This window comes from Bradyrhizobium sp. IC3123, from assembly GCF_020193625.1.
In the GTDB taxonomy this organism is placed as follows: domain Bacteria; phylum Pseudomonadota; class Alphaproteobacteria; order Rhizobiales; family Xanthobacteraceae; genus Bradyrhizobium; species Bradyrhizobium yuanmingense.
In genome coordinates, this window is record NZ_JADYVF010000002.1 from 674,385 (window position 1) to 700,444 (window position 26,060).

General features: G+C 64.2%; 25 protein-coding genes, 1 tRNA gene and 1 pseudogene. 10 read left to right on the plus strand and 17 right to left on the minus strand.

The genetic code is table 11. The annotated features are described in order from the left end of the window. Window positions 1-9: 9 nt before the first annotated feature. From eda to I6F20_RS08770, 7 genes are all read right to left on the minus strand, one after another. Entirely contained in the window at window positions 10-660 is a 651-nt protein-coding gene (gene eda, locus I6F20_RS08740) for a bifunctional 4-hydroxy-2-oxoglutarate aldolase/2-dehydro-3-deoxy-phosphogluconate aldolase (RefSeq protein ID WP_225125791.1), read from the minus strand. Window positions 661-685: 25 nt separating this feature from the next. Then, complete coding sequence (locus I6F20_RS08745; protein ID WP_225126016.1) at window positions 686-1,660, minus strand: sugar kinase; 975 nt, start codon at window positions 1,658-1,660, stop codon at window positions 686-688. 24 nt (window positions 1,661-1,684) lie between these two features. After that, window positions 1,685-2,671, minus strand: a complete 987-nt coding sequence (gene denD / locus I6F20_RS08750) for a D-erythronate dehydrogenase (protein ID WP_225125793.1) — start codon at window positions 2,669-2,671, stop codon at window positions 1,685-1,687. An 87-nt stretch (window positions 2,672-2,758) separates the two neighbouring features. Then, a complete protein-coding gene (locus tag I6F20_RS08755) occupies window positions 2,759-3,694 on the minus strand; it encodes a carbohydrate ABC transporter permease (RefSeq protein WP_036022472.1) in 936 nt (311 codons plus the stop codon). Continuing rightward, window positions 3,687-4,604 carry a carbohydrate ABC transporter permease gene (locus tag I6F20_RS08760; protein ID WP_193375039.1) on the minus strand — a complete coding sequence of 306 codons (918 nt, stop codon included), beginning with the start codon at window positions 4,602-4,604 and terminating at the stop codon, window positions 3,687-3,689. The genes I6F20_RS08755 and I6F20_RS08760 overlap by 8 nt, the downstream gene beginning before the upstream one ends. A 101-nt stretch (window positions 4,605-4,705) precedes the next feature. After that, window positions 4,706-6,025 (minus strand): ABC transporter substrate-binding protein, encoded by a 1,320-nt coding sequence (locus I6F20_RS08765; protein ID WP_036022467.1) that lies wholly within the window; start codon window positions 6,023-6,025, stop codon window positions 4,706-4,708. 52 nt (window positions 6,026-6,077) lie between these two features. Continuing rightward, entirely contained in the window at window positions 6,078-7,145 is a 1,068-nt protein-coding gene (locus I6F20_RS08770) for an ABC transporter ATP-binding protein (RefSeq protein WP_036001178.1), read from the minus strand. A gap of 201 nt (window positions 7,146-7,346) precedes the next feature. On the opposite strand from I6F20_RS08770, the gene gntR reads away from it, so the two are divergent. The 7 genes from gntR to I6F20_RS08805 all read left to right on the plus strand — a co-directional run bounded on the left by gntR (window position 7,347) and on the right by I6F20_RS08805 (window position 13,745). Continuing rightward, a complete protein-coding gene (gene gntR / locus I6F20_RS08775; RefSeq protein WP_225125795.1) occupies window positions 7,347-8,447 on the plus strand; it encodes an HTH-type transcriptional regulator GntR in 1,101 nt (366 codons plus the stop codon). A 123-nt stretch (window positions 8,448-8,570) separates the two neighbouring features. Then, window positions 8,571-10,400, plus strand: a complete 1,830-nt coding sequence (locus tag I6F20_RS08780) for an IlvD/Edd family dehydratase (RefSeq protein WP_036001184.1) — start codon at window positions 8,571-8,573, stop codon at window positions 10,398-10,400. 136 nt (window positions 10,401-10,536) lie between these two features. After that, window positions 10,537-11,268, plus strand: a complete 732-nt coding sequence (locus tag I6F20_RS08785) for an SDR family oxidoreductase (RefSeq protein ID WP_225125796.1) — start codon at window positions 10,537-10,539, stop codon at window positions 11,266-11,268. A gap of 18 nt (window positions 11,269-11,286) precedes the next feature. Further along, window positions 11,287-12,033, plus strand: coding sequence for an SDR family NAD(P)-dependent oxidoreductase (locus tag I6F20_RS08790; RefSeq protein WP_225125798.1), 747 nt, complete (start codon window positions 11,287-11,289; stop codon window positions 12,031-12,033). Window positions 12,034-12,040: 7 nt separating this feature from the next. Next, complete coding sequence (locus I6F20_RS08795) at window positions 12,041-12,433, plus strand: GFA family protein (protein WP_225125800.1); 393 nt, start codon at window positions 12,041-12,043, stop codon at window positions 12,431-12,433. A 145-nt stretch (window positions 12,434-12,578) separates the two neighbouring features. Further along, window positions 12,579-13,259, plus strand: a complete 681-nt coding sequence (locus tag I6F20_RS08800; protein ID WP_225126017.1) for a site-2 protease family protein — start codon at window positions 12,579-12,581, stop codon at window positions 13,257-13,259. A gap of 63 nt (window positions 13,260-13,322) precedes the next feature. Then, window positions 13,323-13,745 (plus strand): hypothetical protein, encoded by a 423-nt coding sequence (locus tag I6F20_RS08805; protein ID WP_036034307.1) that lies wholly within the window; start codon window positions 13,323-13,325, stop codon window positions 13,743-13,745. Here I6F20_RS08805 and I6F20_RS08810 read toward each other — a convergent pair. From I6F20_RS08810 to I6F20_RS08830, 5 genes and pseudogenes are all read right to left on the minus strand, one after another. Further along, window positions 13,733-14,557, minus strand: a complete 825-nt coding sequence (locus tag I6F20_RS08810) for a TonB family protein (protein ID WP_036001198.1) — start codon at window positions 14,555-14,557, stop codon at window positions 13,733-13,735. The genes I6F20_RS08805 and I6F20_RS08810 overlap by 13 nt on opposite strands. 12 nt (window positions 14,558-14,569) lie before the next feature. Continuing rightward, window positions 14,570-15,025, minus strand: a complete 456-nt coding sequence (gene exbD, locus I6F20_RS08815; protein ID WP_036001202.1) for a TonB system transport protein ExbD — start codon at window positions 15,023-15,025, stop codon at window positions 14,570-14,572. A 3-nt stretch (window positions 15,026-15,028) separates the two neighbouring features. Then, on the minus strand, window positions 15,029-15,961 hold the full coding sequence (gene exbB / locus I6F20_RS08820; protein WP_225112193.1) for a tonB-system energizer ExbB: 933 nt from the start codon (window positions 15,959-15,961) through the stop codon (window positions 15,029-15,031). Next, a pseudogene (locus I6F20_RS08825) lies at window positions 15,958-16,164 on the minus strand (PKHD-type hydroxylase); the annotation flags it as partial. The pseudogene I6F20_RS08825 and the gene exbB, both read right to left, overlap by 4 nt. Window positions 16,165-16,346: 182 nt before the next feature. Beyond that, window positions 16,347-16,607: a hypothetical protein gene (locus I6F20_RS08830; protein ID WP_225125802.1), complete on the minus strand. Its 261-nt coding sequence runs from the start codon at window positions 16,605-16,607 to the stop codon at window positions 16,347-16,349. Window positions 16,608-16,980: 373 nt separating this feature from the next. Here I6F20_RS08830 and I6F20_RS08835 point away from each other — a divergent pair, with 373 nt between their 5' ends. Genes I6F20_RS08835 through I6F20_RS08845 form a run of 3 tightly spaced genes read left to right on the plus strand, consistent with a single transcriptional unit; the run spans window position 16,981 to window position 21,920 of the window. Continuing rightward, on the plus strand, window positions 16,981-18,153 hold the full coding sequence (locus I6F20_RS08835) for an efflux RND transporter periplasmic adaptor subunit (protein ID WP_225125804.1): 1,173 nt from the start codon (window positions 16,981-16,983) through the stop codon (window positions 18,151-18,153). Next, window positions 18,150-21,293: a multidrug efflux RND transporter permease subunit gene (locus I6F20_RS08840; RefSeq protein ID WP_225125806.1), complete on the plus strand. Its 3,144-nt coding sequence runs from the start codon at window positions 18,150-18,152 to the stop codon at window positions 21,291-21,293. Before I6F20_RS08835 ends, I6F20_RS08840 begins: the two co-directional genes overlap by 4 nt. 60 nt (window positions 21,294-21,353) lie before the next feature. After that, window positions 21,354-21,920, plus strand: a complete 567-nt coding sequence (locus I6F20_RS08845; RefSeq protein WP_225125808.1) for an invasion associated locus B family protein — start codon at window positions 21,354-21,356, stop codon at window positions 21,918-21,920. A gap of 10 nt (window positions 21,921-21,930) precedes the next feature. On the opposite strand, the gene I6F20_RS08850 is transcribed toward I6F20_RS08845, so the two are convergent. From I6F20_RS08850 to guaD, 5 genes are all read right to left on the minus strand, one after another. Next, the gene (locus I6F20_RS08850; protein ID WP_036001227.1) at window positions 21,931-22,293 is read right to left on the minus strand and encodes a DUF1428 domain-containing protein; all 363 of its coding nucleotides are present in this window, start codon (window positions 22,291-22,293) and stop codon (window positions 21,931-21,933) included. A 172-nt stretch (window positions 22,294-22,465) separates the two neighbouring features. Continuing rightward, a tRNA-Gln gene (locus I6F20_RS08855) sits at window positions 22,466-22,539 on the minus strand. A 158-nt stretch (window positions 22,540-22,697) separates the two neighbouring features. Then, entirely contained in the window at window positions 22,698-23,600 is a 903-nt protein-coding gene (rnz, locus tag I6F20_RS08860) for a ribonuclease Z (protein WP_225125810.1), read from the minus strand. A 52-nt stretch (window positions 23,601-23,652) separates the two neighbouring features. Then, entirely contained in the window at window positions 23,653-24,636 is a 984-nt protein-coding gene (locus I6F20_RS08865; protein ID WP_225125812.1) for an antibiotic biosynthesis monooxygenase, read from the minus strand. A gap of 15 nt (window positions 24,637-24,651) precedes the next feature. Then, window positions 24,652-26,049 carry a guanine deaminase gene (gene guaD / locus I6F20_RS08870; RefSeq protein WP_225125813.1) on the minus strand — a complete coding sequence of 466 codons (1,398 nt, stop codon included), beginning with the start codon at window positions 26,047-26,049 and terminating at the stop codon, window positions 24,652-24,654. Between the last annotated feature and the right edge of the window lie 11 nt (window positions 26,050-26,060).

The window sequence follows — 26,060 nt, forward strand, 5'->3', positions numbered from 1 at the left end:
GGCAAGACTTCACGCGGCTTTCAGCGCCTTGAGGGTCCGCTCGCAGATGGCAGTTATGCCGGCCCAGTTCCCGGCCCGGATTTCCGCCGTCGGGCACAGCCAGGACCCGCCGACCGCAACGACATTGGGTTCGGCCAGCCAGGTCGCGGCATTGGCCTCGCCCACCCCGCCGGTCGGGCAGAACCGCACGTTCGGGAACGGCCCGCCGAGGGCGCGCAGGCCCTTGATGCCGCCGGCCTGCTCCGCCGGGAAGAACTTTGCGACGTCGAAACCGTAGGACAGCGCCATCATCAGTTCCGAGGCCGTGGCAATCCCCGGCGCGAACGGCAAGGAGCTGTCGGTCGCGGCCTTGAGCAGATCGGGGGTCAGGCCCGGGCTGATGCCGAACGCGACGCCGAGCTTCTCGACCCGGCTGAAGTCGGCCGGATTGAGAATGGTGCCGATGCCGACGACCGCCTCGGGGACCTCGGTCATCACCGCGCGCGCCGCCTCGATCGCAACGGGGGTGCGCAAGGTCACCTCCAGCGTGCGGACCCCGCCGGTAACCAGCGCGCGCGCCAGCGGCACCGCATCCTGGATGCGCTCGATGGTGAGGACGGGAATGACGGTCGCAGCCTTGAACAGCGCGACGAGGTGGTTCTGTTGGGCAGCCGTGGTCATGGGTCTCGATTCATTTGGTCGCTGTCTAATTGTTGGCCTGGCGGGACGCCGCCGGCCGGTGCCGCTTCTTCGGCGGCATGGCATAGCCCGGAATAATGGCGCCGGGATAGCAGATCACGAGGCTGGCGAGCCGATGTCCTAATAGGGCCGCCTCCACCGGCTCGGCGCCGGCGAGCCGGGCCGCGATATAGGCCGCGGCGAAGCTGTCGCCGGCGGCGGTGGTATCGATGACGGGCTTGGTCATGGGCTCGGCGCGGACCTCGCTGGCGCCGCCGGGGTAGCGCAACAGGCTCACCGGCTCGGGCAGACGGAACACCAGTTCCGGGGTTGGGATGCGCGCCATCAGCTGGTCGTGACTTTCGCCGGGATGGAGCGCGAGCAGATCCTCGGTCGAGGTCAGCACGATGTCGGCGGCCGCGAAGGCGGTCGCAAACACCTCCCGCGCGATATCGCGGTCCGGCCAGCCGCGCGCGCGGAAATTGGTGTCGAACACGAAGCGAGTGCCGAGCAGGCGCGCGCGCTTGATGGCGCCGAACAGGCGCTCGCGCCCGGCCGCGTCGTAGATCGAGAGCGTGATCGCAGAGAGATAGACGACGTCGTAGCTCATCAGCGAGTTGAGCAGCTCGTCCGTCTCCGGCAGACTCATCAGCTGGCGCGCGGCCGCACTGTCGCGCCAATGGAAGAACTGGCGCTCGCCCTCCGCATCCGTCTGGATCATGTAGAGGCCGGGCAGCTTGCCCGCGAGCCGCACGACACGCCGCGTGCCGACGCCTTCCGCATTCCAGGCAGCGACCATCTCGTCGCTCAGGGCGTCATCGCCGAGCGCGGTGAGATAATCGACCTTGACGTCCAGCCGCGCCAGATACACCGCCGTGTTGAGGGTGTCGCCGCCGAAGCCGCGTGAGTACAGGCCACCGCCCTGCCCCTGCCCGGCGGACGCGCCGCCCTGGGCCTGCCGCAGCTCGACCATGCATTCGCCGATGCAAGCAACGCTCGCCATCATCAGGGCCCGCTCAGTCCGAGCTCAGGCGACGAAATTGCCGCCGAGCTCGTCTTCGATGTGAATGCGGATGATATCGTCGAACGTCTTCTCGGCGGTGGTGAAGCCGAGTTCGCGCGACCGCCTGGCATCGAAATTGCGCGGCCAGCCGCCGACGATGCCGACGATGAAGGGATCGGGCTCGCGCTTGATGCGCGCGGCGACCTTCTCGCCCGCAACCCGCTTCAAGGCGGCGATCTGCTCGCCGACCGTGGCCGACAGGCCCGGCATGGTCAGGTTGCGGCGCGGGCCGACAGTGGCGAGATCCATGGTGCCGGCGTGAAGCAGGAAGCCGACGGCCGAGCGAGGCGTCGCGTGCCAGTGGCGGACGTCCTCGGAGACCGGGAGGATCGCTTCCTTGCCGGCGAGCGGTTCGCGCAGAATGTTGGAGAAGAAGCCCGATGCCGCCTTGTTGGGCAGGCCCGGCCGGATGCAGATGGTCGGCAGGCGGATGCCGATGCCGTCGAGGAAGCCGCGGCGGGAATAATCGGCGAGCAGAAGTTCGCCGATCGCCTTCTGCGTGCCGTAGCTGAGCAGCGGGGTATGGAAGAACTCGTCGCTGATCGCATCGGGAAACGGCGCGCCGAACACTGCGATCGAGGACGTGAACACCACGCGCGGCTTGTAGCCGCCGCCCGCAAGGCGTATCGCATCGAGCAGCATCCGCGTGCCGTCGAGATTGATGCGATAGCCCTTGTCGAAGTCGAGCTCGGCCTCGCCGGAGACGATCGCGGCGAGATGGAAGATCACGTCGGGGCGACCTGCGATCAGTTTCTCAGCCGCGCCCGGGACGGCGAAATCGCCCGAGACGGTCTCGACGGCAAAACCGGCCTGCTCCGGCTTCTTCGGCTCGACCACGTCATGCATGGTCAGCTTGGTGATATCGCTCTTGCCGAGCCGGCCGTCGCGCAGCAGCCGTTCACAGAGCTTGCGGCCGACCATGCCGGCGGCGCCGAGAACCAGAATGTGCAAGAGCTCAACTCCTTCTTATTGGCCGGACTTATTGGCCGGAGCGCGCCGCTCTTGAAACCATTGGCGCGCCCTCGGCAAGCCCCGCGATCATTCCTTCACGGCGCCGGTCATCGCCGACACATAATGCTCCACGAAGAAGGCGTAAAGGATCACGAGCGGCAGCGAGCCGGCCAGCGCGCCCGCCATCAGCGAGCCCCAGCGGTAGATGTCACCGTCCACAAACTCGTTCACGATCGCGACCGGCACCGTCTTGTTGCTGGTCGATTGCAGGAAGGTCAGGGCGTAGATGAACTCGTTCCAGCACAGCGTGAAGCAGAAGATGAAGGCCGAGATCAGGCCGGGAATGGCCAGCGGCACGACGATCTTGATCAGGATCTGCCAGCGGCTCGCCCCGTCGATCAGCGCGCATTCCTCGAGCTCGAAGGGGATGGTCTTGAAATAGCCCATCAACAGCCAGGTCGAGAACGGGATCAGGATGGTCGGATAGGTCAGGATCAGCGCCAGCGGCGAATCGAACAGGCCGTACTGATACACGACCGTGGCGAGCGGAATGAACAGGATCGACGGCGGCACCAGATAGGCGAGGAAGATCAGCCCGCCGACGAGATTGGCGCCCTTGTAACGCAAGCGCACGATGGCGTAGGCGGCGAACACCGAGGCGATGATCGAGAGCACCGTGGCGCAGATCGCCACATACATCGTGTTCCAGAGCCAGTACGGATAGTAGCTCTCGAACAGCAGCTTGTGGAAGTGCTTGAAGGTCGGATTCCAGGTCCAGAACGGATTGTACTTGTCGAGGTCGAGCAGCTGCTCGTCGGGTTTCACCGAGGTCAGCGCCATCCAGTAGAATGGGAACAGCAGGACGACGACGATGATCGCGAGCGGCAGATACAGCGTCACCAGCCTGCGCGGCACCGACTGCAGATAGCTCATGCCCTCGCTGTGATCATCCTTCGCGACTGTCGGAGCCGAGCTATGCAGGACGGCCTTGAGATCGATCCGCGAGGTGGGGAGATCAGTCATTGTTTTCTCCCTGCTGCCACTTGCGACGCTGCAGGCCGAACCAGGACACCATGATGGCGGCGAGCAGGAACGGGATCATCGCACTGGAGATCGCGGCGCCCTCGCCGAGCTGCCCGGCGATGATCGCACGCTGATAGGACAGGGTCGCCATCAGATGAGTGGCGTTGACCGGGCCGCCACGCGTCATCGCCCAGATCAGCTGGAAGTCGGTGAAGGTGAACAGCACCGAGAAGGTCATCACGACGGCGATGATCGGCGTCAAGAGCGGATAGGTGATGTAGCGGAAATTCTGCCAGCGCGTGGCGCCGTCGAGCGTCGCGGCTTCATAGAGCGACGGCGAGACGGTCTGGAGGCCTGCGAGCAGCGTGATCGCGACGAACGGCACGCCGCGCCAGATATTGGCGAAGATCACGCAAATGCGTGCCCAGGTCGTGTCGCCGAGGAAGTTGATGTTCTGGTTGATCAGGCCGAGCTGCTTCAGCGACCAGGAGATGATCGAGAATTGCGAGTCGAAGATCCACCAGAAGGCGAGCGCGGAGAGCACCGTCGGAACGATGAAGGGGATGAGCACCATCGCGCGCAGCATCGCCTTGAACGGCATGTGCTCGTTGAGCAGCAGCGCGAGGTAAAGGCCGATGCCGAATTTGAAGGCGCTGGCGACGAAGGTGTAGAGCAGCGTGTTGAACACCGACAGCCAGAAGATGGAATCGTCCCACAGCCATTCGTAGTTCTCGAAGGCGATGAACTGTCCGACCCTGCCGATGCGCGTGTCCGTGAAGGACAGCCAGATGCCCAGCCCCAGCGGATAGGCCAGGAAGAAGATCAGGAACACCATGGCCGGCACCATGAACCAGAAGCCGAGCCAATTGCGATTGTGTTTAAGCTGGGCCCAGGCGCCAGCCTCGGTCATCTGAGGCTTGGCCCGGGGAATTGCGACATCAGCCATGCCCGATATCCCTGATCGAAATGTTGACGAGCGGGCGACCCAAGAGGCGCCCGCTCCGTGACTGTTCAGCGATAGATGCGCTTCAGCTGGCGCTCGGCTTCCGCCATCGCGCCCTTCGCATCCTTGGCGCCGGTGCAGTAATTGGCGAACATGTCGACGACGATGAAGTCGGCGATCGCGGTTGCCGCCTTCTCGCCGACGGTGCCGATGCCCGACGCCGGCAGCGTGCGCTTGGAGGCCTGCGAGAACACGGCGTTCTTGGGATCGGCCGTCCAGATCGGCGCCGATTCATAGGCGTTCAGGGTCTGCGTCAGATAGCCCTGCGCGCCGGCCAGCCACTTCTCGTAGTTCTCCTTCTCCAGCATGAAGGCGACGAAGGCCTTTGCCGCATTCGGATATTTGGTGAAGTTGAAGGCGAGGATCGGCAGCGCCAGCTGCAGCTCGGTCGGCTTGCCGACAGGACCGACCGGCCAGAGCGCGTGATAGGTGTCCTCGGTGAGCTCCTTCTTGCTGGGATCGGTCTTGGCGGCGACGTAGATCGAGATGCCGTTCGCTGTGCAATAGAGCTCGCCGGCGAGATACGCCTTGTTGTTGGAGGAATCGTTCCAGGACGCCGTGCCCGGAATGAAGTTGTCGTACAGCGCCTTGCAATACTCCAGCGCCTTCGCCGTCTCCGGCGAATTGATGACGATCTTGTCGTTCTGGTCGACCGTGTAGGCACCGTGGCCCCACAGCACCCAGTGCAGCCAGGAATTGCCGTCGCCCGAGGCGTGACCGAGCGCAAAGCCGGCCGGCGTATTGTTGGCCTTGAGCGCCTTGCACATCTCGAGGAAGCCGGGAAAGTCCTTCGGGAATTCCTTGAAGCCAGCCTTGTCGAGCGCCGACTTGCGGTAGGTCATGTAACCGCCGTTGGTGGCGACGGGAATGCCGAGCCAGTCGTTGCCGAGCTTGCAGGTCTTGGCAGCCGCATCGGTCCAGCCGCCGTACTTGTTGCCGAGATAATCGGCGACATCGTTCATCTTCAGCACTTTGGTCGGGAACAGCTGCGGCAGGGTGTGCAGACCCCAGGCGAGATCGAGGCCGGAGCCGGTGTTGGCCGCAACCGAGGCCTTCGGCTGCACGTCCTCGAAGGACTCGCTGAAGGTGTTCATCTCGGTGCCGGTCGCGGCCTTGAACGCCGCCACCATCGCGTTGAACGCATCGTCCTCCGCCGGCACGAAGCGCTTCCAGCGCATCACCGTCAGCTTGGCGCCGGGCTCGGCCTTCCAGGGCGCGCTCTGCGCCCAGGCCTTGGCGAAGTCGAACAGTGCCGGCCCCGTCAGCATGCCGGTCGCAGCCAAAGCGGTGCCGCCTTGAAGCAGAGACCGGCGGGTAAAGTCTTGCATGTTGTCCTCCCTGTGATGCTTTTTGTCGTCTTATGCCTTGTCGTCTGATGCGTTAGGCGTTCATGCGTTTGCCCGTCGCATCGTCGAACAGATGGACCAGCGATGGCTCGGGCTTCAGCCGCACCTTGTCGCCCGGATTGAACTGGTGACGCTCGCGGAAGACCGCGACGACCTGCTCGCCGCCGAGCTTGGCAAACACCTGCGTCTCCGAGCCGGTCGGCTCGACGACGATGATCTCGGCCTCGGCGCCGTCATCGGCGATGGTGAAGTGCTCCGGCCGCACGCCATAGACCGCAGGACGGCCGTCGGAATTGGCGGGCGCGGTCTTGAGCGGGAGCTTGACGCCGTTCGGTCCTTCGAAGCTCGCAACGCCGTTGACGCGCACATGGCCTTTGAGGAAGTTCATGGCAGGCGAGCCGATGAAGCCGGCGACGAACTGGTTGTCGGGCTTGTCGTAGAGCTCGAGCGGGGTGCCCATCTGCTCGACGATGCCGTCATGCATGACAACGATCTTGTCGGCCATGGTCATGGCCTCGATCTGGTCGTGGGTGACGTAGACGGTCGTCGTCTTCAGCCGCTGGTGCAGCTCCTTGATCTCGGTGCGCATGGCCACGCGCAGCTTGGCGTCCAGGTTCGACAACGGCTCGTCGAACAGGAACACCTGCGGATCGCGCACGATGGCGCGGCCCATGGCGACGCGCTGGCGCTGACCGCCGGAGAGCTGTCGCGGATAGCGGTCGAGCAGCGGCGACAGCGCGAGGATCTCGGCGGCGCGCTTGACGCGCTTGTTGATCTCGTCCGAGCTGGCATTCCGCAGCTTGAGCGAGAAGCCCATGTTGTCGGCGACCGTCATGTGCGGATAGAGCGCGTAGTTCTGGAAGACCATCGCAATGTCCCGCTCCTTGGGCTGGACATTGTTGACGACGCGGTCGCCGATCGAGATCGTCCCGGAAGTGATGTTCTCGAGGCCGGCGAGCATGCGCAGAAGCGTCGACTTGCCGCAGCCGGAGGGGCCGACCAGGACGACGAACTGGCCGTCCTCGATCGGAATCGTCACGCCGTGCAGGACTTCAAAATTGCCGAACGATTTCCGCACGTCGCGGATTTGCACAGACGACATCTAGCTCCCTCCTCGAAAGTCCACGGCGCCTCTCGCGCCGCGACCGTCTTGTTTTTCGGACTTTACCGAACCAGGCCCGATATTAGCGGGCAACATTGTCGGTAGTTTGTGCGGTTTTGGCAATTTGTCTTTGGTTAGTCGTTGCTGGTAGCGCTGTCAACGTTCCTTTGTTTGCGGGACTGACTGTGTTAAGAGCAGCAGATGGGTCGAAAACGCACCAAGTCAGGCAAAATCCGGCTGGCCGAAGTGGCCGAGCTCGCCGGCGTCAGCCCGATTACCGCGTCGCGCTTTTTCCGCAATCCGGAGGCCCTGTCGGTCGCCAAGCGGACGCGGGTCGAGAGCGCCGCCAAGGAGCTCGGCTATGTGCCCAACCTTGCCGCGCGCGCCCTCGCCTCGCAACGCACCGAGGTCATCGGTGTCCTGATCCCATCGCTCACCAATAACGTGTTCTCGGACGTGCTGCGCGGCATCTATGACGCCTCCGAGGGCAGCCGCTACTCGATCCAGTTGTCAAACACGCGCTACAGCATTCTCCAGGAAGAGAAGTTGCTGCGTCTGTTTCTGGCGCAGAAGCCGGCCGGGCTGATCGTCACCGGGATCGACCAGACCGCGGAGTCGCGCGCGATGCTTCAGGCCGCGGACTGTCCGATCGTGCAGATCATGGAGATCGGCCCGGACCCGGTCGACATGATGATCGGCTTTTCGCACTATGATGCGGCCCGCGGGGCGATCGCGCACTTGTTCGAGCAAGGTCACCGCAAGGTCGGCTTCGTCGGCGCGCGGATGGATCCCAGGGTGCAGCGGCGGCTGGACGGATATGTCTCGGCCATGAGGGACGCCGGATCGTTCGACCAGCGCCTGGTGGTCACGACGGCGACGCCGACCTCGGTGACGCTCGGCGGCGCCCTGTTCACCGATCTGCTGGCGCGCGAGCCGGACATCGATGCGGTATTCTGCGCCAACGACGACCTCGCGCTCGGCGTGCTGTTCGAATGCCGGCGCCGGGAGATCGCAGTCCCCGGGCAGATCGCGATCGTCGGCTTCAACGATCTCGAATTCATGGCCGCCGCCGTCCCCACCCTCACCAGCGTCCGCACCAACCGCTATGAGATGGGCAAGACGGCCGCCACCATGCTGATCGACGCGATCGAGGGCCGCCGCCCGGAGCAGCCGGTGCTCGATCTCGGCTTCAAGGTGATCGAGCGGCAAAGCTCGTCGGCGCGACGTTCGGACAGCAGGCCAGCCGTATCAGGCGCGGGCGCGGCGAACAAAATGATAGCGTTACCAAGCAGCCACGACTAGTATCGGAATCGTGAGGAAACGACCCGCCAGCGGGAAGGCAGATCATCGCGCGCGCCGTTGGGCACCGCACATGCCGACACCATGAGACGGACGGTAGTCGCGTTTGCATTGCAGGAGAAACCAATGACAAAGAAACCAACCAACGGGCATGCCGCCGGCAGCAACGGTACCCGCCGCCATCTTCGCTCGCAGGAATGGTTCAACAACCCGCACAATCCGGGCATGACCGCGCTCTACATGGAGCGTTACCTGAATTACGGCCTCACCCGCGCCGAGCTGCAATCCGGCAAGCCGATCATCGGCATCGCCCAGACCGGCAACGATCTGTCCCCCTGCAACCGCCATCATCTCGAGCTCGCGCACCGCGTCCGCGAAGGCATCCGCGAGGCCGGCGGCATCGCGATGGAATTCCCGACCCATCCCATTCAGGAGACCGGCAAGCGACCGACCGCGGCGCTCGACCGTAACCTCGCTTATCTCGGCCTCGTCGAAATTCTCTACGGCTATCCGCTCGACGGCGTGGTGCTGACCACCGGCTGCGACAAGACCACGCCGGCCTGCATGATGGCGGCGGCGACGGTGAACCTGCCCGCGATCGTGCTGTCGGGCGGCCCGATGCTGAACGGCTGGCACAATGGCGAGCGCACCGGCTCCGGCACCATCGTCTGGAAATCGCGCGAGCGGCTCGCGGCCGGCGAGATCGACTATGAAGAGTTCATGGAGATCGTGGCCTCCTCGGCGCCCTCGGTCGGCCATTGCAACACCATGGGGACGGCCTCGACCATGAACGGGCTTGCCGAAGCGCTCGGCTTCTCGCTGCCGGGCTGCGCGGCGATCCCGGCGCCCTATCGCGAGCGCGGCCAGATCGCTTACGAGACCGGAAAACGCATCGTCGAGATGGTCTGGGAGGATTTGAAGCCTTCCGATATCCTGACCCGCAAGGCGTTCGAGAACTGCATCGTGATCAATTCGGCGATCGGCGGCTCGACCAACGCGCCGATCCACATCAACGCCCTCGCCCGCCATATCGGCGTCGAGCTGTCGATCGAGGACTGGCAGAAGTTCGGCCACGACGTGCCGCTCCTGGTCAACATGCAGCCGGCCGGCTTCTATCTCGGCGAGGAATTTCACCGCGCCGGCGGCGTGCCCGCGGTGGTGCGCGAATTGATGAAGCACAAGCGCATCCATGAGGACGCGGTCACGGTCAACGGCCGCGGCATCGGCGAGAACTGCAAGAACGCGCCCGCTCCCGACAACGACGTGATCTGGGCTTACGACAAGCCGCTGGTGAAGGACGCCGGCTTCCTGGTGCTGAAGGGCAATCTGTTCGATTCCGCGATCATGAAGACAAGCGTGATCTCCAAGGAATTCCGCGACCGCTACCTCAGCAACCCGAAGGACCTCAATGCCTTCGAGGGCCGCGCCATCGTGTTCGAGGGGCCGGAGGATTATCACGAGCGGATCGACGATCCCTCGCTCGACATCGACGAGCGCTGCGTGCTGTTCATCCGCGGCACCGGCCCGATCGGCTACCCCGGTGGCGCCGAGGTTGTGAACATGCAGCCGCCGGCGGCGCTGATCAAACGCGGCATCCTGTCCCTGCCCTGCATCGGCGACGGTCGCCAGTCCGGCACTTCTGGCTCGCCCTCGATCCTCAACGCCTCGCCTGAAGCGGCCGCCAATGGCGGGCTTGCCGTCCTCAAGACCGGCGACAAGGTCCGCATCGACCTCAACAAGGGCAGCGCCAACATCCTGATCTCGGACGAGGAGCTGAAGAAGCGCCATGCCGAGCTCAAGGCCAGCGGCGGCTTCAAGCATCCGCCGAACCAGACGCCGTGGCAGGAGATCTATCGCAACACCGTCGGCCAGCAATCGACCGGCGCCTGCATGGAGCTCGCCACAAGGTATCAGAACGTCGCTGGCACGTTCGGTGTGGCGCGGGACAATCACTGACACGGTCATTCCGGGGCGCGACGCAGTCGCGAGCCCGGAATCCATTCATCCACCGGCGCTGTGGCGCGATGGATTCCGGGTTCGCGCCAAGAGGCGCGCCCCGGAATGACGAAGGAAAATTCGCAGGAGAAACAACATGGCAGACCGCCTAAAGGGAAAGCGCGCCGTCGTCACGGCTGCCGCGGCAGGCATTGGGCGCGCTTGCGCCATCGCGTTCGCGCGTGAAGGCGCAACCGTCATCGCCACCGACATCAAGGAGGCCGGCATCGCGAGCCTGACGAAGGAAGGCATCGCCGAGGTCGCAAAGCTCGACGTCCGCAACACCGCCGACGTCAACGCCTTCGCCAAGCGCGTCGGCAAGATCGACATCCTGCTCAACGCCGCCGGCTTCGTGCACCACGGCACCATCCTGGAATGTTCGGAAGAGGACTTTGACTTCTCGTTCGATCTCAACGTCAAGTCGATGCACCGGACCATCAAGGCTTTCCTGCCCGACATGATCGCCGGCGGCGGCGGCAGCATCGTCAACATCTCGTCCTGCGCGGCTTTGAGGCCGCCGGCGAACCGCTACGTCTACAGCTCGTCCAAAGCGGCGGTGTCGCTGCTGTCCCGCGCGGTCGCGCTCGACTTCATCACCAAGGGCATCCGCTGCAATTCGATCTGTCCCGGCACCGTCGAGACGCCTTCGATGCTCGACCGCGCGGCAGCCCAGGGCCCGCAGGGCAAGGAGATGTTCATCTCGCGCCAGAAGATGGGCCGGCTCGGCACCGCCGAGGAGATCGCCGCGATGGCGGTCTATCTCGGCAGCGACGAGAGCGCCTTCACCACCGGCGTCGATCTCGTCGTCGACGGCGGCTACATGCTCTGACGCAGGAAGGCCTCCGGCATGAACAAGATCGATCTCAACAGCCGCATCGCTATCGTCACCGGCGGCGCGCAGGGCTTTGGCCGCGCCATCACCGAGCGCTTCGTCGCCTCCGGCGCCAAGGTCGCGATCTGGGACTTTGACGCCGCGCTGGCCGAGAAGACGGCAAAGGAGATCGGCGGCGAAACGAATGTCTTCAAGGTCGACGTCACCGACACGGCGGCCGTCGAGCAGGCACGCGATGCGACGCTCAAGGCCTTCGGCAAGATCGACATTCTCGTCAACAACGCCGGCATCGCCGGGGTCAACAAGCCGGTGTGGGAGACGGACCTGGAGGAATGGCGGAAAGTTCTGCGCATCAACCTCGACGGCCCCTTCATCGTCTCCAAGGCGATCGTGCCCGAAATGCTCAAGCAGAAATACGGGCGGATCGTGAACATCGCCTCGATCGCAGGCAAGGAAGGCAACCCGAACGCCGCGCATTATTCGGCGTCCAAGGCCGGCCTGATCGCGCTGACGAAGTCGCTCGGCAAGGAGCTCGCCGGCCACGACATCCTCGTCAACGCGGTGACGCCGGCCGCGGCGAAGACGGCGATCTTCGACCAGATGACGCAGCAGCATATCGACTTCATGCTGTCGAAGATCCCGAAGGGCCGCTTCGTGCTGGTGGAGGAACTCGCCGCGATGGTGAGCTGGCTTGCGTCGGAGGACTGCGCGTTCTCGACCGGCGCGGTGTTTGATATTTCCGGTGGGCGGGCGACCTATTGAGGACATCATGATCCGGGAAGGTGGTTGCCTGTGCGGCGCGGTGCGTTTCAAGGCGGAGGGCGAGCCGCTCAACGTCCGCATCTGCCATTGCCGCATCTGCCAGAAGGCGATGGGCTCGCCCTACTTCGCCCGCGCCCAGTTCGACCAGCGCGCGCTCAGCGTCGAGGGCGAGACTGCACGCTATGCCTCGTCCGAGCACATCGACCGCGTGTTCTGCAAGCAGTGCGGCACGCGCCTGTTCGCCTGGCGGCGCAACGGCACGCTCGCGGGCGTGGCGCTCGCCACTTTCGACGATCGCAATGCCTTCGCCCCGACCGAGCACATCTGGGTGAGCGAGAAGCTCGCCTGGGTGAAGCTTGATGACGGTCTGGTGCAATATCAGACGACCATCCCGACGTGACACGGCCGCAAGGGGGGATCGATCGGCCAATCACTGGCCGCGTGGCATTCCGGCACCGGCCACCCTATCTTCAGCTCGAGCGTTGCTGCACCGCCGGTCGACCGGGACGGCTGCAAGGCCGCCTGCAAACCGGGACAGACGAGCCGTGAACATTTCCTTCTATGACATTTCCGTCTGGGTCGTCCCGGTCCTGATCGCCATCACCTTTCATGAAGCCGCGCACGCCTTCGTCGCGTACCGCTTTGGCGACAACACAGCCTGGCAACTCGGCCGCGTCAGCTTCAACCCGTTCCGTCATATCGACCCGTTCGGCACCGTCATCCTGCCGGCGATGCTCGTGTTCGCGCATTCGCCGTTCTTGTTCGGTTATGCCAAGCCGGTGCCCGTCAATTACCGCAAGCTCCACCACCCCAGGCTCGACATGGTCTGGGTGGCCCTCGCCGGCCCCGCGACCAACATCCTGCTGGCGCTAATCGCGGCCCTCGCGCTTCACGCCCTGCCCTGGGCTCCAGCCAGCTCGGCGCGATGGATCTTCGACAACATCTGGAATGCGATCCGGCTCAACGCGGCGCTGGCCGTCTTCAACATGATGCCGATCCCGCCGCTGGACGGCGGCCGCGTCGCGGTCGGGCTGCTGCCGCGCCCCCTGGCCTTGCCGCTCGCCCGGCTCGAGCCGTTCGGTATGTTGATCCTGATCGGGCTCTTGATCCTGCTGCCGCTGGCGGGCTCGCAGTTAGGTCTAAATCTTGATGTTATTTCAGCAATACTGCGGACGTTGACCGGTTATGTGATTCAGGCTGTTCTCTTCCTGACCGGCAATGCGTAGTTGAACCGGAACACCCGAACACGAGCCGAAAGGCCAGAGGCCGACTTGGTCAAAGCTGCCGATATGCTGATCGCGCGACGCGCCGACACCCGCGCCCGCGCCGATTTTGCCACCTGGAAGATGATGGCTAAGCTCAACGGGGCGTCCGCGCTGCCTCCGGAGGCCCAGGAGTTCCTGAGCAGCTACAGGAACCTGCTGGCGCAGATGAGCGAAGGCGAAGCCACCGAGGCCACCATCGGTGCGATCTACAAGGCCTATTACGTCGAGATGGGTGGCGCTGGAACGCCGCCCGACGTGCGTCCGCGCGAGGCCGAGCCGGCAGCGGATAATGTTACCGCTTTCCGGCGCCCGGCGCCGAAGCCGAAAAGCGCTGGTTTCTTTGGGACAGGCGCGGCCAGCGGAGCCCAGAAACGGCCCCTGCCCGTGGCGCTGATCTTCGCCTGCCTGGTGGTGGTCTATGTCGGGATCCGGCTCTACTGGCGTTGAGCCGACTTCTTGTTGGCGGTCTTCTTCGATTTCTCAGGGGCGAAGCTGATCTCGAGGGTGCGCTCGAAACGCTCCTCGGTCAGTTGAACCGGAGGCGGCTCGAAAGGATCCGCCTTGCGAACCATCGAGATCGCAGCTGCATCGTAGGCGGCGTCGCCGGACGACGCGATCACGTCGACCGAGACCACATTTCCCTTTCGGTTGAGCGCGAAACTCACCGTGACCTTCTGATTGGCGTTCTCTCTGCCTTCCGGATTGATCTGGTGCTGCTTGATACGCGCACTGATTTTCTTGTTCCAGTCCACCGTGATCTTCAGGATGTCCTTGCCGAGCCCAACCACCGGCGCCAGGGCCTTTTCGGCCTCGCGCGTTGCGTCCTCGAACGTTTGCCGGGCCATATCAACCTGCTTTGGGGCAGCCTCCATGGCGGGCGTTTCAACGGCAGCCGCCTTCGGGTCGTCGTCCTGCTCCTTCTTCGCAACCTTTTCGCTGACAATGCGATCGGGATCCTCGGCCTCTTGCGGTCGATCTTGAGGAAGTTCCGTCTCCTTCAGTTCGGCCTTCTGCTCCGGAAGCTCCGGGCGCTCCTCTTGTGCCGCGGAGTCGTTTGGTCCGGTCGGCAAATCGGATTCCTGAGCCTCCGGCGAAGCCATCTCGACGGCGAACTCGGCTCCGGCTGCGCCGAGACCATCGCCGTCGTCGTCGCCGTGCAAATGCGCCAGCGCGAGCGCAGCACCGCCGAGATGCAGGGCGAGCGCGGCCGCCGCCGCCAGGATCCAGAGCTTCCGGGATGGTCTCGGTTCGTCCGCCATCGTTCCGTCTTCTTAAGGCTGGGCGGCGCCTGCCACAGGCGCCCCCGGTGCGCCTTCCAGCGCGACCAGCTTCACCCGCGTATAGCCGCCCGAGCGCAAGAGCTCCATCACGCCCATCAACTCGCCATAGGGCACCGAGCGATCAGCGCGCAGGAAAACGTACTTGTCCTTGCTCATCTCGGAAAGGCCGTCGAGGGTTCCGATCAACTCGGCCCGGTGAACGGCGTTCTCCCCGATCGCGAGCGTCAGATCGGGCTTGATGCTGAGATAGGTCGGCTTGTCCGGCTTCTTCTGCGGCGTCGCACTCGACGTCGGCAGATCGATCGGCAGGTCGACCGTGGACAGCGGCGCGGCGACCATGAAGATGATCAGCAGCACCAGGATGACGTCGATGAACGGCGTGACGTTGATGTCATGCGTTTCCGAGAAATCGTCGTCGTCATCATTGTCAGCAAGCGAAACGGCCATGGTCTACTCCGCCGCGCGCGAATGCACGCTGCCGTGGCTGCGGTCGAGATCACGCGACAGCAGTCGCCCCGCCGCGCCCGAGGCGCGGCTGACGAGCTCGAGATAGCCTTTCGTCACGCGCGAGAAGTGGTTGTAGATGATGACGGCGGGAATGGCGGCGACGAGGCCGATCGCGGTGGCGAGCAGCGCCTCGGCGATGCCGGGCGCGACCACGGCGAGGTTCGTGGTCTGCGACTTCGAGATGCCGATGAAGCTGTTCATGATGCCCCAGACCGTGCCGAACAGGCCGACGAAGGGCGAGGTCGAGCCGATGGTCGCGAGCACGCCCATGCCGATCCGGATGCGCCGTTGCTCCGCGCGCACGATCTCGGAAAAGCTCGAGGCGGCGCGTTCCTTGATGCCGGCATCGCTGGACAGGCCAGCCGACATCCGCGCTTCGCGCAACGCCGCCGCAAGGAACGACGGCAGGATGCCCTCCTTGGTGCCGAGCGCCATCTGCGCTTCGGCAAGCGAGCGCGCCTCCGCAATCTTCTTCAACGCCGCACGCAGCTTGCCGGAGGCGACCGACAGCTCGATCGACTTGGCGATGAAGACGGTCCAGGTCATCAGCGAAGCGAAGGCGAGCCCGATCATCACCGCCTTCACGATGACGTCCGCCGACATGAACATCACCCAGGGCGACAATTCCTTCATGGCCGCAGCCTCGGGCTTCGCACCCGCGGGATTGGCGGCCACCGGGGCGGCGCCCACGACGGCGGGAGCCGTCGAGGCCGCAGGCGCAGCTGCCGGGGGGACGGTCCCGGCAGCGGACGGCTGAGCCGTCGATGGGGCCGGTGCCGGCGGGCTCTGCGTCTGGGCGGAAACGGGGGATGCGAGCCAGGCAGACGCCAGCATCAAGGCTGCGGCAAGGCTTGCTTGAAAGGAGATGGTCTTCATACTTCGGCCCAGTAGCGAATGAGATTGTGATAGATACCCGTCAATTTGACCGTTTCGGGATCGTCACGCCCGAGCCGTTCCACCAGCGCCTGTATCGCGGTGTCGAGGCCATAGATCATGCTCCGGGCTTGATCGTCCCGTATCATGCTCTGAAGCCAGAAGAAAGACGCAACCCGCGTCCCCCTGGTCACGGGGGCGACGAGAGGTGCTGGAGGATAGAGCACAAGGCCCTCCAATTCCTGTCGTTCACACGCGTCGAACGAATGTCGCCTGTTGGTATCGGCCACACAATTGCGGGTCAATGCGTGCCGTTCGCGAGAACCCTTGAATAGATCAAGATCAAAACGATTCTAAACTGCCCCGCTCTCTGAGCGAAGGATGCGTCCTAACGCAAATCGATTGCTGGCCACTCGATCGCCGCTCTGGGTTTCATCAGCCACAGCAACTCGTCGACGGTCTTCGCAACGGCGCGCACGCGATCGGTGCTGTCCATGCCGGCGATGTTGGCGCCGTTGACAACGGCTTTGATCTCGTCGCGAAAGTCGGTGAGGAAGCACAAGGGATCGCGCTGCTCGTTGGTGACACGCGCGATCAATCCCTCGATCAGCATCTGGCACGCGATCAGCTTGCCGTTCAGCTCGTCCATGCTTTGCTCCGTCGCTGCGGCGCCGAAATGGACGATGCCGAAATCCATGGTAACCGAAACGGCTACGAGGCGACTTAGAACGTTCTTGCGGCAGATCCGAAAGGCAGCGCGGCGCGGGGCCGATCGGTCCCGAGCACACTGCTCCGCGTGCTGCGCAAGACTTGCACGCCGGCCGATCGCGGCGGGAAAACGCGGCATTGCACGTCGCCGCGCCAACGAGCTGCCTACACGGTGCAAAGCTTTCCAATTGTTTAGGATTCTCACCCGATAGTGCTGTTTACTCTGGAAGTTGGCGTGTATTATACATCATGCTGGAACCGTACGATTGCCCCGATATTCATAGCCGAGGGCATACGAGCCGACACGAGACGACATGAACAAGTCCCGGCCGATCCTTTGGCTTCTGATCATCGCGGCCGTGGCTTCTGCGGGCTATTATGGTTGGCAGAAATTCGGCACGTCCGAGGCTGGAAAAACCCAGACCGCACAAAAAGGCCCGCCTCGCCCCTCCGCCGTCCCGGTCAGCGTTGCGCCGGTTCAGAAGACCGACTTTCCGGTCTATCTCACTGGTCTCGGCACGGTTCAGGGCTTTAACACGGTCCAGGTCCGAAGCCGTGTGGATGGCCAGATCGACAGGCTCGAATTTAGGGAAGGCCAGATCGTCAAGCAGGGCGATCTCCTGGTTTCGATCGATCCCCGCCCCTATCAGGCCACGCTTGACCAGGCCAAGGCCAAGAAGGCGCAGGACGAGGCCAGTCTCGCCAACGCCAATCTCGAGCTCCAGCGCGCCACGAAGCTCGGCGAATTCGCCACCGCCCAGCGCGTCGACACACAGCGCTCCACCGTCGCTCAGCTCACCGCCCAGATCGCCGCCGACGATGCCGCGATCTCCAACGCCCAGACCCAGCTCGATTACACCCAAATCAAGGCGCCGATCACCGGCGTGGCAGGCCTGCGTCAGGTCGACGTCGGCAACATCGTCAACGCTTCGTCGCAGACTGCCATCGTCACGATCTCGCAGGTCGAGCCGATCGCCGTGATCTTCACCGCGCCGGAAGACCAGCTCCCCTATATCAGCGAGGGCCAGAAGGCCGGCGCGCTCAAGGTGATCGCCTTCACCACCGACGGCAAGAGAACGCTGGCCGAGGGCAAGCTCGCGGTGATCAACAACCAGGTCGACGCGACCAGCGGCACGATCCGGCTCAAGGCGGTGTTCGACAACAAGGAAAGAACGCTGTGGCCGGGGCAATCGGTCTCGACGCGGCTCCTGGTGCGAACGCTGAAGGATGCGACGGTCGTTCCGGATGACGCGGTCCAGCGCTCCACCAACGGACTCTATGCCTATACGGTCAACCAGGACAACAAGGCCGAACTGCACAAGATCAAGGTCAGCTATGGCATCGACGGTCATTCGGTCATCGAGGAAGGGTTGAGCCCCGGTCAGCAGGTGATCGTCGGCGGACAGTTCAAGGTGCAGCCCGGAAGCCTGGTGTCGACGGCGGTAGCAAGCTCGGATCCGACCCAGAACAAGGTTCGACAGCAATGATCGGGGGCGGGATTTCGGCGCCTTTCATCCGATATCCCATCGGCACCTCGCTGCTGATGGCCGGCATTCTCTTCGTCGGCCTGGTCGCCTATCCCCTGCTCCCGGTCGCGCCCCTGCCGCAGGTGGACTTTCCGACCATTCAGGTCACCGCCAATTTGCCCGGCGGCAGCCCCGAGACCATGGCTTCGTCGGTGGCGCAGCCGCTCGAGCGGCAATTCGCCCAGATTCCTGGCATCGCGCAGATGACCTCGACGAGCTATCTGGGCACGGCGTCGATCACCATCCAATTCGACCTCAACCGCAACATCGATGGCGCCGCCAACGACGTACAGGGTGCCATCAACGCGGCCAGCGGCCAGTTGCCGAGGAACCTGCCGTCGCCCCCGACCTACCGCAAGGTCAACCCCGCCGATGCGCCGATCCTGCTACTGTCGGCGACGTCGGAGACGCTGCCGCTCACCAGCGTCAGCGATGCCGTCGACACCCAGCTCGCCCAGCAGATCAGCCAGCTCTCGGGCGTCGCCCAGGTCTTCATCGGCGGCCAGCAGAAACCCTCGATCCGCATTCAGGTCGATCCCGCAAAGCTGGTCGCCAAGGGCTTGTCGATGGAGGACATCCGCAGCCAGATCGCGATCACCACAGTCGACAGCCCCAAGGGCAATATCGACGGCGAGAAGCGGGCCTATACGATCTACGCCAACGACCAGCTCACCCAGGCGAAGGACTGGAACGACGTCATCATCGCCTATCGCAACGGCGCTCCGTTGCGAATCCGCGATATCGGCCAAGCGGTCACCGCTGCCGAAGACGCCAAGCAGGCGGCGTGGGCCAACGGCAAGCGCGGCGTGTTCCTGGTGATCTTCAAGCAGCCCGGCGCCAACGTCATCGAAACCGTCGACAGGATCAAGGCGACCCTCCCTCGTCTCGTGGCGGCGATCCCGCCCGCGATCAAGATCGAGCTCATCAGCGACCGCACCGCGACCATCCGTGCCGCGGTCGAGGACGTCCAGTTCACGCTGCTCTTGACCATTGTGCTCGTGGTCATGGTCATCTTCATCTTCCTGCGCAGCTTCTGGGCGACGGTCATTCCTACCGTCACGGTCCCGCTGGCGCTGCTGGGCGCGTGCGCCCTGATGTGGCCGGTCGGCTATTCGCTCGACAATCTGTCGCTGATGGCGCTCACCATCGCGGTCGGTTTCGTGGTCGACGACGCCATCGTAATGCTCGAGAACATCACGCGCTACATCGAGGAAGGCGACTCGCCGATGGAGGCCGCCTTCAAGGGCTCCAAGGAAATCGGCTTCACGATCGTCTCCATCAGCATCTCGCTGGTCGCGGTGCTGATCCCGCTGCTCCTGATGGGCGGCATTATCGGGCGCCTGTTCCGCGAATTCGCCGTGGTGCTGGCGATGACGATCTTCGTTTCGATGTTCGTATCGCTGACGCTGACACCGATGATGGCCTCACGCTTCCTGCGTGCCCATGGTGAGGTGCAGCACGGCCGCTTCTATCAATGGAGCGAGCGCGCCTTCGACGCGATGCTGCGCGGCTACGAATATGTACTCGATCACGCCCTCGCCTGGCGGCGCACCACGCTCGCGATCTTCTTCGTCACGCTCGGCCTGTCGATCTACCTGTTCGTGCTGATCCCCAAGGGATTCTTCCCGCAGCAGGACGTCGGCCTGATCACGGCCACGTCCGAAGCCTCGCAGGACATCTCGTTCAAGGAGATGGTGAGACGCCAGGAGCAACTCGGCAAGATCATCCTGGCCGATCCCGACGTTGCCAGCGTTGCCATGTCGATCGGCGGCAGCGGCCGTGCCGGCAACAACGGCAACCTGTTCATCACGCTGAAGCCGCGCAATGAGCGTGACGCTTCGGCCCAGCAGATCATCGCGCGTCTGCGTCCGCAGTTCGACAAGGTCCAGGGCGCCCGCCTCTACATGCAGGCGGCCCAGGACGTGCGGCTCGGCGGTCGACCCACGCGCACTCAGTTCGAATTCACGCTGCAAGACGCCAATCTGGACGAGCTGAACGAATGGGCGCCGAAGATCCTTGGCAAGATGCAGACACTGCCGGAGCTGCGCGACGTCGCGACCGACCAGCAGACGCAGGGCACAACGGTCCAGCTCAAGATCAACCGCGACACCGCCGCCCGCTACGGCATCCAGCCCCAGCTGATCGACGATACGCTGTATGATTCCTTCGGACAGCGGCAGGTCACGCAATATTTCACGCAGCTCAACACCTACAAGGTGATCCTGGAAGTCCTGCCGGAGATGCAGGGCGATCTCGAGACGCTAAACAAGCTCTACGTGAAATCGCCGCTGACCGGCGACCAGGTGCCGCTGTCGACCTTCGCGAGCTGGACCACCGATCCGGTCCGCCCGCTCTCGATCAGCCATCAAGGCCAGTTCCCGTCGATCACGATCAGCTTCAATCTCGCGCAAGGCGTCGCGCTCGGCCAGGCCACCGAGGCCGTGCAGAAGGCGATGGCGGAGCTCGGGACGCCGCCCACGCTGAATTCGAGCTTCCAGGGCACCGCGCAGGCATTCCAGCAATCGCTCGGCACCGTGCCGCTCCTGATCCTCGCCGCGCTGGTCGTGGTCTATCTGATCCTTGGCATTCTCTACGAGAGCTACATCCATCCGATCACGATTCTGTCGACGCTACCCTCGGCCGGCGTCGGCGCGCTCGCGATCCTGATGGCGGCCGGATTCGACTTCAGCCTGATCGCGCTGATCGGCATCATCCTCCTGATCGGCATCGTGAAGAAGAACGGCATCATGATGGTGGACTTCGCGATTGCCGCCGAGCGCGACGAGCACAAGACGCCGGAGGAATCGATCCGCCAGGCCGCACTGCTGCGCTTCCGCCCGATCATGATGACGACGATGGCGGCCCTGCTCGGCGGCGTGCCCCTCATGCTCGGCCACGGCACCGGCGCCGAAATCCGCCAGCCGCTCGGCTACGCCATGGTCGGCGGCCTGATCGTCAGCCAGGCGCTGACGCTGTTCACCACGCCGGTCGTCTATCTCTACCTCGACAAGCTCAACAACTGGTTCTCGACCTGGGGCCGTTCGGACGACGAAGGCGAGGAGACGCCCGAGCACGGCAGCGTCAAGGAAGCCGCCGAGTAAGCTTGCGCCGCGCCTGCCGCGACGCTACAGCGAGACCCCGGTTCGCAAATGCGGTTTCCAATGCCTGTGCAATCCAGACTTGTCGCCCTTGTCGCTGCTGTCCTGTTGTCAGCGGGCGCAGCACACGCCCAGCAGGGCGCCAAGAAGAACGCCGCGCCCGCCCCGGCCGCGCAGCCCGCGCCTGCCCCGACACAGGCGCAGGCTGACGGTGCTTCCGGACAGCCCGGCTGGATCGTCCGCTGCACCAGCGCAAGCCGCGACGCGCCGCTCGAATGCGCGATGGAGCAGAACGCGGTGCTGACCAAGACGGGCCAGACCGTCGTCCTGATCAACATCCGCATCGCGCCCGACACCCGCACGCCGATCGCGCTTCTGCAATTGCCGCTCGGCCTCAACCTTCCGGTCGGGGCCAAGCTCCAGGTCGACGAAGGCAAGACGTTCGATCTCCAGATCCAGACCTGCGAGAATCGCGGCTGCTACGCCTCGACCCCGGTTGCGCCGGACCTGCTCGCCGCCTTGCGGTCGGGCAAGCAGCTGAAGGTCTCTTTTCAGAACATGGCCAAGGAGACCATCGCGATCCCGATGCCGCTCGGCGATTTCGCTTCGGCCTACGACAAGATCAAGTAGCGGGCACGCCTCACGTCACGATGTCGCTCGCCCGAAGCAGCGTCGTGAAGCCGCCATAGATCATGCGCTTGCCGTCGAACGGCATGCCCTCGAACTTGATGCGCGGGTCCGCCATCACCTTCTTGTTGATGGCATCGCGGCTCTCGCGGTCACGATAGACGATCCAGGCGAACACCACGACCTCGTCCTCCTTCGCGATCACAGCGCGCGGAAACGAGGTGAGCTCGCCATAGGGAACGTCGTCGCCGATGCATTCGACGTAGTCGAGCGCGCCGTGCTCCATCCAGATGGCGCAGGCTTGCGTCGCCAGCGCCTTGTAGGCCTCGATATTGTCCTTCGGCACGGCGAGAACGAAACCATCGACATAGGGCATTTGCGGATCTCCTCGGGTTGTCCAGCCCAAGGACGATACAGCGCGCGGCGATCCGACTTGGAAACGCAAATACTAGGTGAGGCAAACCGTCGCGAGCAGCGAGGCAGCCCATCAACCTGCCTGCCATCCTGCCCAGGGACCGGAACCATACCTTTGCGAAAGCGCCCGGAACTGGCTGGGGAACCTGGATTCGAACCAAGACAAACAGAGTCAGAGTCTGTTGTGCTACCGTTACACCATTCCCCAACGGAATAGTCGAACAAATTCAAAGGCCTGCTTGATTTGTTCGACTGTGGCCGGGAAGCGCATCGCGCCAATCGCGGCTCAGGCGTGGCAGCCTTCTACCCGCTCGCATCTGGGCTGGCAAGCGCTGCGGTGGACGGCTCGGGTCAGGGCGCGTTTGATCAGACGACGATGTGGTCGAAGTCTGCGGCGATCCGGGTGTTCGGGAAGATTTTTGCCGCCTCGGCGAGAATCTCTGCGTCTTCGTAGCGTCCCGACATATGCGTCAGCACGAGCTGTCCGACCTCGTTCGCGGCGGCAAAGGAGGCCGCTTCTGCCGCGGTGAGATGGCCGTAATTCCGCGCGGTCGGCGCGTCGCGATCGAGGAACGTCGCCTCGATCACCAGCATGTCGGCGCCGGCCACGTATTGCGACAATCCATCGGTGGTCTCGGTGTCGCCGATCACGACGAGCTTGCTGCCGCCGCTCACAGGACCCAGGACGTCTTCCGGATCGATAGTTCGGTCGGCAAGCACGATTGGTCGGCCGGCGGCCAACTCGCCGCGCAACGGACCGTCGGGGACACCCAGCGCGATGAGGCGATCAGGCCGCAGATGACGGCGCGCGGGGCTTTGGAAGATGAAGCCGAAGCTGTCGGTGTCGCGGTGGCGGACCGGAAAACAGTCAACGGCGAATTCACCGGTATCGATAGCTCGTCCCTCGGTCAGCGCTTCGAACTGGACGGCGATCGGCGCCCTGCCCGCGCCCCACAGGCCGGCGAGCATGCGGGTGACGAGGTCGAGCGTGCCCGCGCCGCCGTGAACGGTCATTATCTCGGACGTCTGCCGCAAGCCGAGCGTCGAGAATAATCCGGGGATGCCGAGCACGTGGTCGAGATGGGCGTGGGTGAGCAGGATGCGGTCGAGCCGCCGGAAGCCGGCGCCGCTGCGCAGCAGCTGGCGCTGCGTGCCCTCGCCGCAATCGACCAGGACGCGCTTGCCTGCGGCTTCCACGAGGAGTGCCGGATGGTTGCGCTCCGCCGAGGGAACGCTCGCCGATGTCCCGAGAAACGTCAGGGCGAACATGGTCGTCGATGTCCAGCGACCGTCCTTCTCCGCGTCGATACGGTTGACGGCCTCACCGTCCCCAATGCCACGCGAGCAGCAGCGCGTACAGGCCCATCGACGCGGCATAGAGCACGGCGAGCAGCACGTACCCCGCGATCTGGCGACTGATCGTCGCCTTCGGCGTCACCCACCAGTCGAGCGCCTTGAAGGCGGCGGGCACCAGCCACCAGCCGAGCAGCTGCGTGCTGACGAGATTGCCGATGAACAGCGACAGCCAGACCGGCACGCCGTTTCTGTCGATCAGGGGCGCGCTGATGAAATAGCCCCAGAGGTAGACTACGGGATAAAGGACCAGGAGAACGATCAGGTTGCTCTTCCAGATGAAACCGGGCCCTTGCTCCGGGGCCGACGTCTTGCCGGCCGGGAACCAGAAATTGAAGCCGTAGCTCGCCCGCCTCACGTGCATTCCGGCATTGAAGCGCGCGCCCTCCTTCAGCAGCGTCTGCCGCAACGGCGAGTCGAGCCACGCATTGAGATTGGCATCGCTGTCGAAAGACAGGATGATGATCCATTCGTCGTGCAGGCCCGGAATCGGCCGCTCGATCTTGTGCCGCAGAAATCCCTTGAACTCGGCCTCCGCCGCCTGGATGCGCTGCTGCCAATTCAGGAACGCGTCCTCGAGTCCATCAGGGACTTTGAATGAGATGACGGCCGAGACCGCGCTGTCGCGCGGGACGCCGGTGTCGGGCAGGATATGGACGTCCTCCGAACCGACGAAGAAGCGCTGCACTTCCGCGATCAGCTTCGCCCGCACCTCGCTCTGCAGCCAGGCACGTGCCGCAGCGGGGCTCGCGAAACGCAGGATCGTCACCCAGTCCACATGCGCCGGCGGTTGCGGCGGCACCACTTCAAGGCTGAGGAAGCCTGGCCAGGCCTTGAGCACCTCGCCGACCTCACCGTTCCACCGGGCGAACGCAGCAAAGCCGTCGTCGGCGATGCGGCGCTGAATGACGAGAGCGACCGGCTGGCCGGCTGTTTCAGGAGATGCGCGCATCGGCAGCGGTCCGCCTCAGCCTTTCTTGTAGAGACGCTTGCCCATCACCCAGGTCTCGTCGACGCAGCGATCGTCGCCGACCATCATGACGGCGAACAGCATGCTCGCGGCCTCGTCCATCGTGCGCGGGCCGGCGCCGTCGGCGATCAGCGATTGATGCCACGCTTGCGCGACCTGTCCGCCGTTCGGATCGAGCGCGACGAAATCGGCCTCCTTGCCCGGCTCGAAGTTGCCGAGCTTGTCGTCGATGTAGAGGCCTTCGGCGCCGCCGAGCGTGATCGACCAGAAACCGCGATAGGGCGAGAGCTTGTTGCGCTCGGCTTCCGCGAGGTCCTTGCGCGCGGGATCGATGCTGCCGTCGAGCAGCGTGTTGTTGCACATGCCGACCTTGTAGGCGTCGTCGAGCACGGAGATCATCGAGAAGCGGTTGCCGCCGCCGACATCGGTGCCGAACGACATCTTGACGCGATGCTCGGGATCGGTGGCGCGGCCGAGGCGGAACAGGCCACTGCCGAGGAACAGATTCGAGCACGGGCAGAACACCACCGCCGCGCCCTTCTTCGACATGCGGCGGAACTCGTTGTTGGAGAGATAGACGCCGTGGCCGCCGGAGAATTTCGGACCGACCAGGTCGAACTTCTCGTAGACACCGAGATAATCCTGGCAGTCCGGATGCTCGACCAGCACGCCGCTGCATTCGGCCGGATTCTCGGAGATATGGGTGTTGACCCAGCAGTCCGGATGCTCGTGCTTGAGACGCTGACACGCTCTCAGCAATTCCGGCGAGGCACCAAAGGCGAAGCGCGGCGTGATGGCGTAGAGATTGCGGCCCTTGTTGTGGTACTGCGCGATCAGCCGCTTGCTGTCGCGATAGAAATTTTCCGGCGTGTCGATGAAATCGGCCGGCGCGTTGCGATCGATCCCGGTGAGGCCCGCGATGACGCGCATGTTGCGCCTGCTCGCTTCCTCGAACAACTCCTCGGTCGAAACAGGCGAGGAGCTCGTGAAGGCCTGGCAGGTGGTGGTGCCTGAGGCGAGCAGCGCATCGAGGAAACGCTTCACGCCCTCGCGCGCGTAGTCGCGATCCCGGTATTTGAGCTCTTCCGGGTAGACCCATTTCTGCAGCCACGGCAGGAGCTGCTCACCATAGGCCCCTAACACGCGCGTCTGCGGCAGATGGATGTGGCCGTCGATGAAGCCGGGAACGATGATGCGGTCCTTGATGTGGGTGACCTCGACGCCCGGATGGGCGGCGGCAATCTTGTCATAAGGACCGAACGCCTTGATCACGCCGTCAGTGACGACCATGAGACCATCCTGGTGAAAGCGCGCGGCGGCCGGCTCGTTGCCGACGTGCTTCCAGGGATCGTCGACGAAATCGAAGAACGTGCCGCGAATTCCGACCGTGGTCATGATTTGGTTCC

What these genes read in the sequence shown, in the direction of transcription:
- rnz (WP_225125810.1), bottom strand. Translation starts at nt 23,600, where the DNA reads ATGTTCGCCCTGACGTTTCTCGGGACATCGGCGAGCGTTCCCTCGGCG.
- exbD (WP_036001202.1), bottom strand. Translation starts at nt 15,025, where the DNA reads ATGGCCGTTTCGCTTGCTGACAATGATGACGACGACGATTTCTCGGAA.
- guaD (WP_225125813.1), bottom strand. Translation starts at nt 26,049, where the DNA reads ATGACCACGGTCGGAATTCGCGGCACGTTCTTCGATTTCGTCGACGAT.
- I6F20_RS08840 (WP_225125806.1), top strand. Translation starts at nt 18,150, where the DNA reads ATGATCGGGGGCGGGATTTCGGCGCCTTTCATCCGATATCCCATCGGC.
- I6F20_RS08795 (WP_225125800.1), top strand. Translation starts at nt 12,041, where the DNA reads ATGATCCGGGAAGGTGGTTGCCTGTGCGGCGCGGTGCGTTTCAAGGCG.
- I6F20_RS08845 (WP_225125808.1), top strand. Translation starts at nt 21,354, where the DNA reads ATGCCTGTGCAATCCAGACTTGTCGCCCTTGTCGCTGCTGTCCTGTTG.
- I6F20_RS08765 (WP_036022467.1), bottom strand. Translation starts at nt 6,025, where the DNA reads ATGCAAGACTTTACCCGCCGGTCTCTGCTTCAAGGCGGCACCGCTTTG.
- gntR (WP_225125795.1), top strand. Translation starts at nt 7,347, where the DNA reads ATGGGTCGAAAACGCACCAAGTCAGGCAAAATCCGGCTGGCCGAAGTG.
- I6F20_RS08790 (WP_225125798.1), top strand. Translation starts at nt 11,287, where the DNA reads ATGAACAAGATCGATCTCAACAGCCGCATCGCTATCGTCACCGGCGGC.
- I6F20_RS08835 (WP_225125804.1), top strand. Translation starts at nt 16,981, where the DNA reads ATGAACAAGTCCCGGCCGATCCTTTGGCTTCTGATCATCGCGGCCGTG.
- I6F20_RS08785 (WP_225125796.1), top strand. Translation starts at nt 10,537, where the DNA reads ATGGCAGACCGCCTAAAGGGAAAGCGCGCCGTCGTCACGGCTGCCGCG.
- I6F20_RS08745 (WP_225126016.1), bottom strand. Translation starts at nt 1,660, where the DNA reads ATGGCGAGCGTTGCTTGCATCGGCGAATGCATGGTCGAGCTGCGGCAG.
- I6F20_RS08810 (WP_036001198.1), bottom strand. Translation starts at nt 14,557, where the DNA reads ATGGCGGACGAACCGAGACCATCCCGGAAGCTCTGGATCCTGGCGGCG.
- I6F20_RS08830 (WP_225125802.1), bottom strand. Translation starts at nt 16,607, where the DNA reads ATGGACGAGCTGAACGGCAAGCTGATCGCGTGCCAGATGCTGATCGAG.
- I6F20_RS08850 (WP_036001227.1), bottom strand. Translation starts at nt 22,293, where the DNA reads ATGCCCTATGTCGATGGTTTCGTTCTCGCCGTGCCGAAGGACAATATC.
- I6F20_RS08755 (WP_036022472.1), bottom strand. Translation starts at nt 3,694, where the DNA reads ATGACTGATCTCCCCACCTCGCGGATCGATCTCAAGGCCGTCCTGCAT.
- I6F20_RS08805 (WP_036034307.1), top strand. Translation starts at nt 13,323, where the DNA reads ATGCTGATCGCGCGACGCGCCGACACCCGCGCCCGCGCCGATTTTGCC.
- I6F20_RS08770 (WP_036001178.1), bottom strand. Translation starts at nt 7,145, where the DNA reads ATGTCGTCTGTGCAAATCCGCGACGTGCGGAAATCGTTCGGCAATTTT.
- I6F20_RS08760 (WP_193375039.1), bottom strand. Translation starts at nt 4,604, where the DNA reads ATGACCGAGGCTGGCGCCTGGGCCCAGCTTAAACACAATCGCAATTGG.
- exbB (WP_225112193.1), bottom strand. Translation starts at nt 15,961, where the DNA reads ATGAAGACCATCTCCTTTCAAGCAAGCCTTGCCGCAGCCTTGATGCTG.
- eda (WP_225125791.1), bottom strand. Translation starts at nt 660, where the DNA reads ATGACCACGGCTGCCCAACAGAACCACCTCGTCGCGCTGTTCAAGGCT.
- I6F20_RS08780 (WP_036001184.1), top strand. Translation starts at nt 8,571, where the DNA reads ATGACAAAGAAACCAACCAACGGGCATGCCGCCGGCAGCAACGGTACC.
- I6F20_RS08865 (WP_225125812.1), bottom strand. Translation starts at nt 24,636, where the DNA reads ATGCGCGCATCTCCTGAAACAGCCGGCCAGCCGGTCGCTCTCGTCATT.